The following is a 12,798-nucleotide window of genomic DNA, read 5'->3' as shown; positions in this document are numbered from 1 at the left end:
CGTTGTGCTTGGCATGTCCGCCCAACGCTTCGCCCCCTTCGCAGCGCAGCCCCAACAGCTGCCCACCGTCGACACCACGCAGCGCTTCGTGCGCGTGATCGAGCAACGGCCGGACGGCCTGGTGGCCTTCGAGTTCGCGATCGGCTGGCCCGAGCTGGCGGTCGAACTGCTGCTGCCCGTTCCCGCCTTCACCGCGTTCTGCACCGCCAACCGCGTGCAGCGGCTCGACGCTTGAGCGCCGGGCCCCGATCACTTCCCGCACGACAAGCCCAGGAGACCCGCACGATGAACATCGACCTGCAAGCGCGCGAGATCAAGCCGCTGCGCAACACATACGCTCACGTGGCCAGTTATGTCGGCGACGACAAGCCGGCCTCGCGCTACCAGGAGGCCACCTACGGCGCGCAGCCCTCGGCCAATTTCCACTACCGCCCGACCTGGGACCCGTCGCACGAGATCTTCGATGCCTCGCGCAGCAAGATCGTGCTCGCCGACTGGTACGTCCTGAAGGATCCGCGCCAGTTCTACTACGCGGCCTGGGCCATGGCGCGCGCGCGCCAGCAGGACGCGATCGAGTCCAACTTCCAGTTCGTCGAGTCGCGCGGCATGGTCGACAAGATCCCCGATGCGCTGCGCCAGAAAGCCCTGCAGGTGCTGATGCCGCTGCGCCACGCCGCCTGGGGCGCGAACATGAACAACGCGAGCATCTGCGCCTACGGCTACGGCACGGCGTTCACCGCGCCGGCGATGTTCCACGCGATGGACAACCTGGGCGTGGCGCAGTACCTGACGCGACTGGGGCTCGCGCTCGACGATCCGTCGGTGCTCGATGCGGGCAAGGCGGCTTGGCTGGACGATGCGCACTGGCAGGTGCTGCGCCGCTGCGTCGAAGACACGCTGGTCGTGCAAGACCCGTTCGAGCTGTTCGTCGCGCAGAACCTGGCGCTGGACGGCCTGCTGTACCCGCTGGTCTACGGCAGCTTCGTCGACGACCACCTCGCGCTGCAGGGCGGCACCGCGGTGGCCATGCTGACCGCCTTCATGCCCGAATGGCACGACGAGAGCGCGCGCTGGGTCGATGCGGTGATCAAGGTCGCTGCCGCCGAATCCGAAGCCAATGCGCTGCAGATCTCGGCCTGGGTGCAGGCCTGGACCGAGCGTGCGCAGGCCGCGCTGGCGCCGGTCGCCCGCCTCGCCCTGGGTGATGCCGGCAGCCAGGCGCTCGACGACGCCGCCACGCAGCTCGCCGAACGCTGCCGCAAGGCAGGCCTGCGCGGCTGAATCCACTGACCGAGTCGCCTGAATCGCCTCAAGGAGCCCCCTTCATGTCCAACGTGTTCATCGCCTTCCAGCACAACGAGGAGTCGCGGCCCGTGGTCGAGGCCATCGTCGCTGACAACCCCGCCGCCGTGGTCGTGCACTCGCCCGGCCTCGTGAAGATCGACGCGCCGAACAGCCTGCAGATCCGCCGCGCAACGATCGAGGAACTGACGGGCCGCCCCTACGACCTGCAGGCGCTGCACGTGAATCTCGTGACCCTGTCGGGCCACATCGATGAAGACGACGACCAGCTCACGTTGAGCTGGAAGCACTGAACAGGAGACAAGCAATGGACACCCGTGTCGTCAAGAAGAAGCTCGGTCTGAAGGATCGCTACGCGGCGATGACTCGCGGCCTGGGCTGGGAGACCACCTACCAGGCGATGGACAAGGTGTTCCCGTACGACAAGTACGAGGGCATCAAGGTCCATGACTGGGACCAGTGGCAGGACCCGTTCCGCCTGACCATGGACGCGTACTGGAAGTACCAGGGCGAGAAGGAGAAGAAGCTCTACGCGGTGATCGAGGCCTTCGCGCAGAACAACGGCCAGCTCGGCATCAGCGATGCCCGCTACGTCAACGCGCTGAAGCTCTTCATCCAGGGCGTGACGCCGCTGGAGTACTACGCGCACCGGGGCTTCGCGCACATCGGCCGCCAGTTCACCGGCGAAGGGGCTCGCGTGGCCGCGCAGATGCAGTCGATCGACGAGCTGCGCCACTACCAGACCGAGACCCACGCGCTCTCGCACTACAACAAGTACTTCAACGGCCTGCACCACTCGAACCACTGGTTCGACCGCGTCTGGTACCTGTCGGTGCCGAAGTCCTTCTTCGAGGACGCGATCACCGGCGGGCCGTTCGAGTTCCTGGTCGCCGTCAGTTTCTCGTTCGAGTACGTGCTGACCAACCTGCTGTTCGTACCCTTCATGAGTGGCGCGGCGCACAACGGCGACATGTCCACCGTGACCTTCGGCTTCAGCGCGCAGAGCGACGAGAGCCGCCACATGACGCTGGGCATCGAGTGCATCAAGTTCCTGCTGGAACAGGACCCGGCCAACGTGCCGATCGTGCAGAAGTGGATCGACAAGTGGTTCTGGCGCGGCTACCGGCTGTTGACGCTGGTGGCCATGATGCAGGACTACATGCTGCCCAAGCGCGTGATGAGCTGGAAGGAAGCCTGGGAGATGTACGCCGAGCAGAACGGCGGCGCGCTGTTCAAGGACCTGGCCCGCTACGGGATTCGCGAGCCCAAAGGCTGGAAGGACGCCTGCGAAGGCAAGGACCACATCAGCCACCAAGCCTGGAACACCTTCTACAACTACAGCGGCGCCGCGGCCTTCCACACCTGGGTGCCGACCGACGAGGAGATGGACTGGCTGGCGGAGAAGTACCCGACGAGCTTCGACCAGCTCTATCGCCCGCGGCTCGAGTTCTACCGCGAACGGCAGCAGGCCGGCCAGCGCTTCTACAACAAGACGCTGCCGATGCTGTGCAACACCTGCCAGATCCCGATGCTGTTCACCGAGCCCGGCGACGCCACCAAGATCAGTTACCGCGAGAGCGACTGGCGCGGCAACAAGCACCACTTCTGCAGCGACCACTGCAAGGAGATCTTCGACGACGAGCCGGAGAAGTACGTGCAGAGCTGGCTGCCGGTGCACCAGATCTACCAGGGCCACTGCTTCGACCCCGGCACCGACCCGACGGCCGAAGGCTTCGACCCGCTGCTCGCGGTGCTGAAGCACTACCAGCTGGAGATCGGCCGGGACAACCTCGACTTCGAAGGCTCGGAAGACCAGAAGAACTTCGCCGCATGGCGCGGTGATGTCGTGCAAGGAGAAAAGTCATGAGCGTCGTTGCACTTGAGCGTTACGACATTGCCGCGCGCGACCTTCGCGAGAACTTTCCCGCCCCGCTGCTCTACATCGGCTGGGAAGACCACCTGATGATCTGCTCGCCGGTGTGCTTGCCGCTGCCGCCGGACATGCCGTTCGGCGCGCTGGCGACCGCGGTGCTGCCGGGGGTCTATGGCGAGCACCCGGACTTCGCGCGCATCGACTGGCGCCAAGTGCAGTGGCTGAAATCGGGCCAGCCGTGGACGCCGGATCCGGCGAAGTCGCTGGCGGACAACGGCCTGACGCACAAGGACGTCATCCGTTTCCGCACGCCGGGCCTAACCGGCATCCAGGGCTCGTGCAGCTGAAGGGGGCCGTGCCATGAGCTTTCAACTCACCATCGAACCGCTGGGCGCCACCATTGCGGTGGAAGAAGGCCAGAGCGTGCTCGACGCCGCGCTGCGCCAGGGCATCTACATCCCGCATGCCTGCGGCCACGGCCTGTGCGGCACGTGCAAGGTGCAGGTCTGCGATGGCGAGGTGGACCATGGTCACGCCAACCCCTTCGCGCTGATGGAAGTGGAGCGCGACGAAGGAAAGACTCTGGCCTGCTGCGCCACGCTGCAGTGCGACGCGACGATCGAGGCCGACATCGAGGACGAGCCCGATGCGCAGGTGATTCCGGTACGCGACTTCGCCGCCACCGTGCGCCGCATCGTCGACCTGACGCCCACGATCAAGGCGCTGCACCTCGCCATCGACAAGCCGATCGGATTCCAGGCCGGCCAGTACGTGCAACTGGAGATTCCGCGGCTGGGACAGAGCAGGGCCTTCTCCATCGCCAATTCACCGGCGGACGTCGAGCGCAGCGGCGAGATCGAGCTCAACGTGCGCATCGTGCCCGGCGGCCAGGGCACCGGCTACCTGCACCAGCAATTGAAGATGGGCGACCGCCTGCGCCTGGCCGGCCCGTACGGCCGCTTCTTCGTGCGGCGTTCCGCGCAGCGCCCGATGGTCTTCATGGCCGGCGGCTCGGGGCTGTCGAGCCCGCGCTCGATGATCCTGGACCTGCTCGATGGCGGCTGCACGCTGCCGATCACGCTGGTCTATGGCCAGCGCGTGCGCGACGAGCTGTACTACGACGCCGAGTTCCGGGCGCTTGCCGAGCAGCACGCCAACTTCAGCTACGTGCCGACGCTGTCGAACGAGGCCGAGGGGACCGACTGGGGCGGCGCGCGCGGCTTCGCGCACGACGCGGCCAAGGCGCACTTCGGCGGCACGTTCGCTGGTCACCAGGCCTACCTGTGCGGCCCGCCGCCGATGGTGGAGGCCTGCATCGCCACCCTGATGCAGGGGCGATTGTTCGAGCGCGACATCTTCACCGAGAAGTTCCTCTCAGCGGCCGATGCGCAGGGCGCACGCAGCCCGCTGTTCCAGCGCTTGTGAGCAGGTCGTGACCATGAATGTCGACACCAGACCCACGGTCAGCGTCTGCGTTGTGCAGACCGGCGAGACCTACGCCTGCGCCACCGACGAGAGCCTGTTGCGCGGCATGTTGCGGCTGGGCCGCCGGGGCATCCCGGTGGGCTGCGTCAACGGCGGCTGCGGCGTGTGTAAGGTGCGCATCGTCGAGGGCTGCGTGCACGCACTCGGCCCGGTGAGCCGCGCGCATGTGAGCGCCGACGAGGAAGGTGCCGGGATGACGCTGGCCTGCCGCGTGGCGCCGAGTTGCGCCTTAACGCTCGAAGTAGCCGGCCGCCTGGTACGACCGTTTTCGCGAGCGCTTTCGCGATCGTTTTCAAGTGGGCCTGCCGCCGCGGTGGCGAGCCCCCAATCCACGCTGTGAATCAACCAGGAGACGAATGATGGGTGTACTGCGAATCGGGCATGCCAGCCTGCGGGTGATGGACATCGATGCCGCCGTGCGGCACTACGAGAACGTGCTGGGCCTGAAGACGACGATGGTCGACAAGGCCGGCAATGTCTACCTGAAGTGCTGGGACGAGTGGGACAAGTTCTCGCTCATCCTGACGCCGTCGGACCGCGCCGGCCTGAACCACGTGGCCTACAAGGTCGAGAAGGAAGCCGACCTCGAGCTGCTGAAGCAGAAGATCGAGGCCTGGGGCATCGCGACCACCACGCTGCCCGAGGGCACGCTGCCCGCCACCGGCCGCATGCTGCAGTTCAAGCTGCCCAGCGGCCACGAGATGCGGCTGTACGCGATGAAGGAGTACGTCGGCACCGACGTGGGCACCTATTGCCCCGACCCCTGGCCGGACGGCCTCAAGGGCGCCGGCGCGCACTGGCTCGACCACCTGCTGCTGATGTGCGAGATGAACCCGGCCGCCGGCGTCAATACCGTGGCCGACAACACCCGCTTCATGACCGAGGTGCTGGACTTCTTCCTCACCGAGCAGGTGATGGTCGGCCCCGACGGCAGCATCCAGGCCGCGACCTGGATGTCGCGCACCACCACGCCGCACGACATCGCCTTCGTCGGCGCGCCGACCAGCGGTCTGCACCACATCGCGTTCTTCCTGGACTCGTGGCACGACGTGCTGAAGGCGGCGGACGTCATGGCGAAGACCAAGACGCGCATCGACGTCGCGCCCACGCGCCACGGCATCACACGCGGCGAGACGATCTATTTCTTCGACCCGAGCGGCAACCGCAACGAGACCTTCGCCGGGCTGGGCTATCTGGCGCAGCGTGACCGGCCCGTGACCACCTGGAGCGAAGAGCGCCTGGGCAGCGGAATCTTCTTCCACACCGGCGACCTGGTGCCCTCGTTCACTGAGGTTTACACCTGAAGTACGCGGCCATGACAAAAGACTGAGGCAGTGACCATGACGAACCCCGAGATCGGCCGGTCGGTGACCGCGGCCGGCATCCGCACCAACCTGCACGACGTCGGCCAGGGATCGCCTATCCTGATGATCCACGGCTCGGGCCCCGGCGTCTCGGCCTGGGCCAACTGGCGGCTGAGCATTCCGGTGCTGGCGCAGCGAGCCCGCGTGATCGCGCCCGACATGGTCGGCTTCGGCTTCAGCGATCGACCGGCCGGCCAGCGCTACTCGATGGAGAACTGGGTCGCGCAGGCGGTTGGCGTGCTCGATGCGCTCGATGTCGAACGCGCCGACCTGGTCGGCAATTCGTTCGGCGGCGCATTGGCGCTGGCGCTGGCCATCCGTCATCCGCAGAGGGTGCGCCGCCTGGTGCTGATGGGCTCGGTGGGCGTGCCGTTCGCGATCACGCCGGGCCTGGACGCGGTGTGGGGCTACGAGCCGTCGCTGACGACGATGCGTGCGCTGCTCGACGTCTTCGCGCACGACTCGAAGCTCGCCACCGACGAACTGGCCCGCCTGCGCTACGAGGCCAGCATCCGCCCGGGCTTCCACGAGTCCTTCTCCGCCATGTTCCCGGCGCCGCGCCAGCGGTGGGTGGATGCCATGTGCAGCGCCGAGGCCGACATCCGCGCCCTGCCCCATGAAACGCTGGTGCTGCATGGCCGCGAGGACCGCGTGATTCCGCTTGCCAACTCGCTGACGCTGGCGCGGTGGATTCCCAACAGCCAGCTGCATGTGTTCGGCCATTGCGGCCACTGGACGCAGATCGAGCATGCGGCGCGCTTCAACCGGCTCGTCGGCGACTTCTTCGCCGAAGCCGACGCGGCGGCGTCCTCCGCCACGACGAGACAGGCATGAAACAGTTCCTCAACTTCATCGGCGGCGAATTCGTCGCCACCGGCAAGACCTTCGAGAACCGCGCGCCGGTCGACAACCGGCTGATCGGCCTCGTGCACGAGGCCGGCCAGACCGAAGTGAACGCCGCGGTGCGCGCCGCTCGCGCGGCGCTGAAGGGCGACTGGGGCCGCATGAGCGTGGCCAGGCGCGTCGAGCTGCTGCACGCGGTGGCCGACGAGATCAACCGACGCTTCAATGACTTCCTCGCTGCCGAGATGGCCGACACCGGCAAGCCGAAGTCGCTGGCTTCGCACATCGACATCCCGCGCGGCGCGGCCAACTTCAAGGTCTTCGCCGACATCGTCAAGAACGTGCCGACCGAGAGCTTCGAGATGACGACGCCCGACGGCGGCACGGCTTTGAGCTATGCGCTGCGTACGCCGGTGGGCGTGGTCGGCGTGGTCTGCCCCTGGAACCTGCCGCTGCTGCTGATGACCTGGAAGGTCGGCCCGGCGCTGGCCTGCGGCAACACGGTGGTCGTCAAGCCTTCCGAAGAGACGCCCGCCACCGCGACGCTGCTCGGCGAGGTGATGAAAGCGGTGGGCATTCCCGACGGCGTCTACAACGTCGTGCACGGCTTCGGACCCGGCTCGGCGGGCGCCTTCCTGACCCAGCACCCGGATGTCGACGCGATCACCTTCACCGGCGAGACACGCACCGGCGAGGTCATCATGGCGGCCGCCGCCAAGGGCGTGCGCCCGGTCAGCTTCGAGCTCGGCGGCAAGAACGCCGGCATCGTGTTCGCCGATGCCGACTTCGACAAGGCGGTTGCCGGCATCACACGCAGCGCGTTCGAGAACTGCGGCCAGGTGTGCCTGGGCACCGAACGCGTCTACGTGCAGCGGCCGATCTTCGATCGCTTCGTCGCCGCGCTGAAGGCCCGGGCCGAGGCGCTGAAGATTGGCCCGTCCGAAGAGCCCGGCGTGGGCTTAGGCCCGCTGATCTCGCGCGAGCACCAGCAAAAAGTGCTTGGCTATTACGCAAAAGCCGCGGCCGAAGGCGCTACGTTGGTGACCGGCGGCGGCGTGCCGGCGATGACCGGGGCGCTGGCCGAAGGCTGCTGGGTGCAGCCCACGATCTGGACCGGCCTGCCGGAGACCGCGAGCGTCGTGCGCGAGGAGATCTTCGGCCCCTGCTGCCACATCGCCCCTTTCGACACCGTCGACGAGGCGATCGCGCTCGCCAACGACACCGACTACGGCCTCGCGACCACGGTGTGGACACAGGACCTGTCGACCGCGCACCGCATGGCGCGCGAAGTGCACGTGGGCCTGTGCTGGATCAACAGCTGGTTCCTGCGCGACCTGCGCACCGCCTTCGGCGGCAGCAAGGCCTCGGGCATCGGCCGAGAGGGTGGCGTGCATTCGCTCGAGTTCTATACCGAACTCCGCAACGTGATGGTCAAACTTTGAATGAGGACGAAACGATGAACCCCGACAAGATCCAGCAGTACGGCGACGAGCTGTACCAGGCGCTGCTCGACCGCCAGCCCGTCGAGCCGCTGACCGACCGCGAGCCCTCGATCACGCTGGACGATGCCTATCGCATCCAGCTGCGCATGATCCAGCGCCGCCTCGACGCCGGCGAGACCGTGGTCGGCAAGAAGATCGGCGTGACCAGCCAGGTCGTGATGGACATGCTGAAGGTAGACCAGCCCGACTTCGGCCAGCTGCTCTCGGGCATGGTGGTGCATGAAGGCGAGGCGATCCGGGTCGACACCATGATCGCGCCCAAGGCCGAGGCCGAGGTCGCCTTCGTGCTGAAGAGCGACCTGCAGGGCCCGGGCGTCACCGCGGCCGACGTGCTGCGCGCCACCGCCTTCGTGATGCCGTGCTTCGAGATCGTCGACTCGCGCATCCGCGACTGGAAGATCAAGATCCAGGACACCGTGGCCGACAACGCCTCCTGCGGCGTGCTGGTGCTGGGCGGCACGCGGCGCGACCCGCGAGAAGTGGACCTGGCGCTGGCCGGCATGGTGCTGGAGAAGAACGGCGAGGTGATCAGCACCTCGACCGGCGCCGCGGTGCAGGGCTCGCCGGTCAATGCGGTGGCGTGGCTCGCCAACACGCTGGGACGGCTGGGCATCGCGCTGAAGGCCGGCGAGGTGATCCTGTCCGGATCGCAGTCGCCGCTGGTGCCGGTCAAGGCCGGCGACAGCCTGCATTGCAGCGTCGGCGGGCTGGGCAGCACCAGCGTCCGCTTCATCTGAACGAAAGCATGCGATGAAACTCACTCCCCAGACGATTGCCGGCCTGGCCGCGCACCTCGAATCCGCCGAGCTGAACGCGCGCGACGTCACCAAGATCACCGACGAACACCCGGAGATGGATTGGGACGATGCCTATGCCATCCAGGACCTGATCCGCCGCCGCAAGGAAGCCCGAGGCCAGCGCACCGTGGGACTCAAGGCGGGCCTAACCTCGTTCGCGAAGATGAAGCAGATGGGCGTGGACACGCCGGTCTTCGGCTTCGTCTCCGACTACATGGCGCGGCCCGAGGGCGGCGAGATCAAGACATCGGAGCTGATCCATCCGAGGGTCGAGGCCGAGATCTGCGTCGTGACCAAGGCGCCGCTGCGCGGCCCGGGCTGCCATGTGGGCGCGGTGCTGGCCGCCATCGACTTCGTGGTGCCCGCGGTCGAGATCATCGACAGCCGCTACCGCGACTTCAAGTTCGACCTGAAGAGCGTGATTGCCGACAACACCTCGGCTTCGCGATTCGTCGTCGGCTCGCGCATGCGGGCGGTCGACGGGCTCGACCTGCGCACACTCGGCGTGGTGCTGGAGAAGAACGGAAAGATCGTCGCGATGGCCGCCGGCGCCGCCGTGCTCGGCCATCCGCTGACCGCCGTGGCGATGCTCGCCAACCACCTGGGTGCACGCGGCCAGGAGATCCCGGCGGGCAGCTTCGTGATGACCGGCGGCGTGACCGAGGCAATTGCCGTCCAGGCCGGAGACAGCGTCATCGCGCGCTTCCAGGACCTGGGCAGCGTCGGCATGCGCTTCGTCTGACCACCGCTTCCGGAGACCACCGTGACCCATTTGCACTACCGTGCGTGGCGGCGCCTGAGCGTGCTTGTCGCCGCCGCATCGCTCGCCGCCTGCTCCGCGACACCACCCCCCGAGCCCAAGGCGCCCAAGGCAGCCAAGCCCAACATCCTGCTGATCCTGGCCGACGACCTGGGCTATGCCGACCTCGGCGCCTATGGCGGCGAGATCGCCACGCCCCACATCGACCGGCTCGCCAAGGGCGGCGCCACGCTGACCAACTTCTACGCCTCGCCCTTCTGCTCGCCCACGCGGGCGATGCTGATGTCGGGCACCGACAACCACCTGGCCGGCTTCGGTGACATGGCCGAACTGATGCTGCCCGAACAGCGCGGCAAGCCCGGCTACGAGGGTTACCTCAGCACCAGGGTGGCGGCCGTTCCCGAAGTGCTGCGCGCCCACGGCTACCGCACGGTGATGGCCGGCAAGTGGCACCTGGGCAATGCCGAGGAGCAAAGCCCGGCGGCGCGCGGCTTCGACCGTTCGTACGCGATGACGATGGGCGGCGCGAGCCACTTCGGCGACCAGTTCGGCATCGTCGCCACCGACCCGAGCAAGCCGCCCAAGGCCCTGTACCGTGAGAACGGCAAGCTGGTGGACACGCCGCGCCAGCACTTCTATTCGTCCGAAGCCTTCGCCGACCGGCTCGTGCAGTACCTGGACGAGACCCGCGGCGACGGCCGCCAGCCCTTCTTCGCCTACCTGGCGTTCACCGCGCCGCACTGGCCTCTGCATGCCAAGGACGAGGACATCGCGCGCTATGAAGGCCGCTACGACCAAGGCTACGACGCCCTGCGCGCCGAGCGTTTCGAGCGCCAGAAGAAGCTGGGCCTGATCCCCTCCGAATCGAAGCTGTACACCGGCAACCCGAAGTGGCCCGGCTGGGCGCGGCTCACGCCCGAGCAGCAGCGGTCCGAGGCGCGGCGCATGGCGGTTTATGCGGCCATGGTGGACAACATGGACCGGCAGATCGGCCGCGTGCTGGCGCACCTGGCGAAGACCGGCGAGCTCGACAACACCGTGATCGTGTTCCTGTCGGACAACGGCGCCGATGGCAACTCGGTCTACGACGTGGCGCGCACGCGGGAGTGGGTCCACAAGGACATGGACAACAGCACCGCCAACGTCGGCCGGCCGGGCTCCTTCGTCGAGTACGGCCCCGGCTGGGCCCAGGTCGGCATGACGCCCTTCAACATGTACAAGTCGTTCATGTACGAGGGCGGCATCAGCGTGCCGGCGATCGTGTGGGCCCCCGGCCAGGGCGTGCTGGCGCAGCAGCGGCCGCAGGTGGGCCACGTGATGGACATCGCGCCCACGCTGTACGAGCTGGCCGGTGCCACCCATCCGGCGGCGAAGGGGCCGGGGGCCGGCGTGCTGCCGGTCAAGGGTCGCTCGCTGCTGGCCTTCCTGCAGGGCAAGTCAACCTCGGCCTACGCGCCCGACGACGCCATCGGCTGGGAGCTGGGCGGCCGCAAGGCGCTGCGCAAGGGCGACTGGAAGATCGTCTACGCCAATTCGCCCTGGGGCAAGGACACCTGGGAGCTCTACAACTTGGCCGAAGACCGCACCGAGCAGAACGACCTGGCGGCCCGGCACCCGGCCAAGCTGGCCGAACTGCTGGCCGACTGGCGCCGCTACGTCGCCGACAACGGCGTGCTGGAGATCCCGGGCCTGGCCACGCGTGCGGGCTACAGCAACGGCGCGAAGTACTACGACGACCTGAGCATCGAAGCGGCGCAGCAGCCGCGGGCGAAGTGACGCCATGGGCAGGACCATAACCCGCAACCTGCTCGGCCTGGCCGGCGTAGTGGTGGCCGCGGCCACCGTCGGTGCATCGCTGATGGCAGCGGCGGCCGAGTTGCGCGCACCCGTCGCCTCGCGGGCCGCTTCGTCGGGGCTGTGCGAACGCTACAGCGGCCTGCCCACGGAGAGCGGTCCGCAGGGCGGCATGGTCCGTGTGGCGGGCGGCCGCTTCAGCATGGGCTCGGACCACCACTACGCGGATGAGGCGCCGGCGCAGGAAGCCGTGGTCGAACCCTTCTGGATCGATCGGCACGATGTGACGAATGCGCAGTTCGCGCGCTTCGTCGCCGCCACCGGCCACGTGACCGTGGCCGAGCGCGCTGCCACCGCCATGGGCGTGCACCAGAGCGTCGCCACCTCCGCAGTGTTCGTGATGCCCCAAGGTCGCCAGGCCGGCACCTGGCGGCTCGTGCCCGGCGCCGACTGGCGCCATCCGCAGGGGCCCGCCAGCAGCATCGAAGGACTTGACAACCACCCGGTGGTGCAAGTGGCCTACGACGACGCTCTGGCGTATGCGCGCTGGCTCGGCCGCGAGCTGCCGACCGAAGCGCAATGGGAATTCGCCGCCCGCGGCGGCCTGCAGGCGCAGCCCTACGTCTGGGGCGATCGCTTCGCGCCCGAAGGCCGCGCCATGGCCAACACCTGGCAGGGAGCGTTTCCGCTGGTCAACAGCGCTGACGACGGCTTTGCGGGCACGTCGCCGGTGGGCTGCTTTCCGGCCAACGGCTACGGCCTGTTCGACATGGCCGGCAATGTCTGGCAGTGGACGGCGACCGTGTACGCATCGGCCCGCGAGCGCGGCACCGGCTTCAACCCGGGCCGGCCGGCCGACACGCTGGCGCAACGCGCCGCGGCGGCCGGCACAGCGCCCGCCCGCGTGATCAAGGGCGGCTCGCACCTGTGCGCCCCTAGCGTCTGCATGCGCTACCGCCCCTCCGCACGGCAGCCCGCCGAGGCGGGCCTGGGCACCTCGCACATCGGCTTTCGCACGGTCGCCCCCGTGCTCACCACCACCGCGTCGCGCTGATTCACAGCGCACCCCAACGGACCA

Annotated in this window: 14 protein-coding genes; all 14 read left to right on the top strand. The window is 67.9% G+C overall.

The genetic code is table 11. The features are described 5' to 3' along the window. Positions 1–13 precede the first annotated feature (13 nt). Genes HLB44_RS30075 through HLB44_RS30010 form a run of 14 tightly spaced genes read left to right on the top strand, consistent with a single transcriptional unit; the run spans position 14 to position 12,774 of the window. On the top strand, positions 14–235 hold the full coding sequence (locus tag HLB44_RS30075; protein ID WP_173132062.1) for a phenol hydroxylase subunit: 222 nt from the start codon (positions 14–16) through the stop codon (positions 233–235). Between the two features lie 50 nt (positions 236–285). Further along, positions 286–1,281 carry an aromatic/alkene monooxygenase hydroxylase subunit beta gene (locus HLB44_RS30070; RefSeq protein WP_173132059.1) on the top strand — a complete coding sequence of 332 codons (996 nt, stop codon included), beginning with the start codon at positions 286–288 and terminating at the stop codon, positions 1,279–1,281. Between the two features lie 44 nt (positions 1,282–1,325). Continuing rightward, positions 1,326–1,595, top strand: coding sequence for an MmoB/DmpM family protein (locus tag HLB44_RS30065; RefSeq protein ID WP_173132056.1), 270 nt, complete (start codon positions 1,326–1,328; stop codon positions 1,593–1,595). Positions 1,596–1,609: 14 nt separating this feature from the next. Further along, the gene (locus HLB44_RS30060) at positions 1,610–3,169 is read left to right on the top strand and encodes an aromatic/alkene/methane monooxygenase hydroxylase/oxygenase subunit alpha (RefSeq protein ID WP_173132053.1); all 1,560 of its coding nucleotides are present in this window, start codon (positions 1,610–1,612) and stop codon (positions 3,167–3,169) included. Continuing rightward, a complete protein-coding gene (locus tag HLB44_RS30055) occupies positions 3,166–3,522 on the top strand; it encodes a phenol hydroxylase subunit P4 (protein ID WP_173132050.1) in 357 nt (118 codons plus the stop codon). Before HLB44_RS30060 ends, HLB44_RS30055 begins: the two co-directional genes overlap by 4 nt. 13 nt (positions 3,523–3,535) lie before the next feature. Beyond that, positions 3,536–4,600: an NADH:ubiquinone reductase (Na(+)-transporting) subunit F gene (locus tag HLB44_RS30050; RefSeq protein ID WP_173132048.1), complete on the top strand. Its 1,065-nt coding sequence runs from the start codon at positions 3,536–3,538 to the stop codon at positions 4,598–4,600. 13 nt (positions 4,601–4,613) lie between these two features. Then, positions 4,614–5,000 (top strand): 2Fe-2S iron-sulfur cluster-binding protein, encoded by a 387-nt coding sequence (locus HLB44_RS30045; protein ID WP_173132045.1) that lies wholly within the window; start codon positions 4,614–4,616, stop codon positions 4,998–5,000. A gap of 19 nt (positions 5,001–5,019) precedes the next feature. Next, the gene (locus HLB44_RS30040; RefSeq protein ID WP_173132042.1) at positions 5,020–5,964 is read left to right on the top strand and encodes a catechol 2,3-dioxygenase; all 945 of its coding nucleotides are present in this window, start codon (positions 5,020–5,022) and stop codon (positions 5,962–5,964) included. Between the two features lie 36 nt (positions 5,965–6,000). Beyond that, positions 6,001–6,858 (top strand): alpha/beta fold hydrolase, encoded by an 858-nt coding sequence (locus HLB44_RS30035; protein ID WP_173132038.1) that lies wholly within the window; start codon positions 6,001–6,003, stop codon positions 6,856–6,858. Next, positions 6,855–8,309 (top strand): 2-hydroxymuconic semialdehyde dehydrogenase, encoded by a 1,455-nt coding sequence (locus HLB44_RS30030; protein WP_173132035.1) that lies wholly within the window; start codon positions 6,855–6,857, stop codon positions 8,307–8,309. The genes HLB44_RS30035 and HLB44_RS30030 overlap by 4 nt, the downstream gene beginning before the upstream one ends. A 14-nt stretch (positions 8,310–8,323) precedes the next feature. Further along, positions 8,324–9,106, top strand: a complete 783-nt coding sequence (gene dmpE, locus HLB44_RS30025; RefSeq protein ID WP_173132032.1) for a 2-oxopent-4-enoate hydratase — start codon at positions 8,324–8,326, stop codon at positions 9,104–9,106. A gap of 13 nt (positions 9,107–9,119) precedes the next feature. Then, on the top strand, positions 9,120–9,908 hold the full coding sequence (gene dmpH / locus HLB44_RS30020; protein WP_173132029.1) for a 2-oxo-3-hexenedioate decarboxylase: 789 nt from the start codon (positions 9,120–9,122) through the stop codon (positions 9,906–9,908). A gap of 21 nt (positions 9,909–9,929) precedes the next feature. Further along, the gene (locus HLB44_RS30015) at positions 9,930–11,702 is read left to right on the top strand and encodes an arylsulfatase (RefSeq protein WP_343051637.1); all 1,773 of its coding nucleotides are present in this window, start codon (positions 9,930–9,932) and stop codon (positions 11,700–11,702) included. Between the two features lie 4 nt (positions 11,703–11,706). Continuing rightward, positions 11,707–12,774 carry a formylglycine-generating enzyme family protein gene (locus HLB44_RS30010; protein WP_217283856.1) on the top strand — a complete coding sequence of 356 codons (1,068 nt, stop codon included), beginning with the start codon at positions 11,707–11,709 and terminating at the stop codon, positions 12,772–12,774. The last annotated feature ends 24 nt before the right edge of the window (positions 12,775–12,798 follow it).

This window comes from Pseudaquabacterium terrae (genome assembly GCF_013266755.1).
Classification (GTDB): Bacteria; Pseudomonadota; Gammaproteobacteria; order Burkholderiales; family Burkholderiaceae_C; genus Pseudaquabacterium; species Pseudaquabacterium terrae.
Note: the sequence above shows the minus strand (reverse complement) of the source record. Positions and strands in the feature narration are given on the sequence as shown.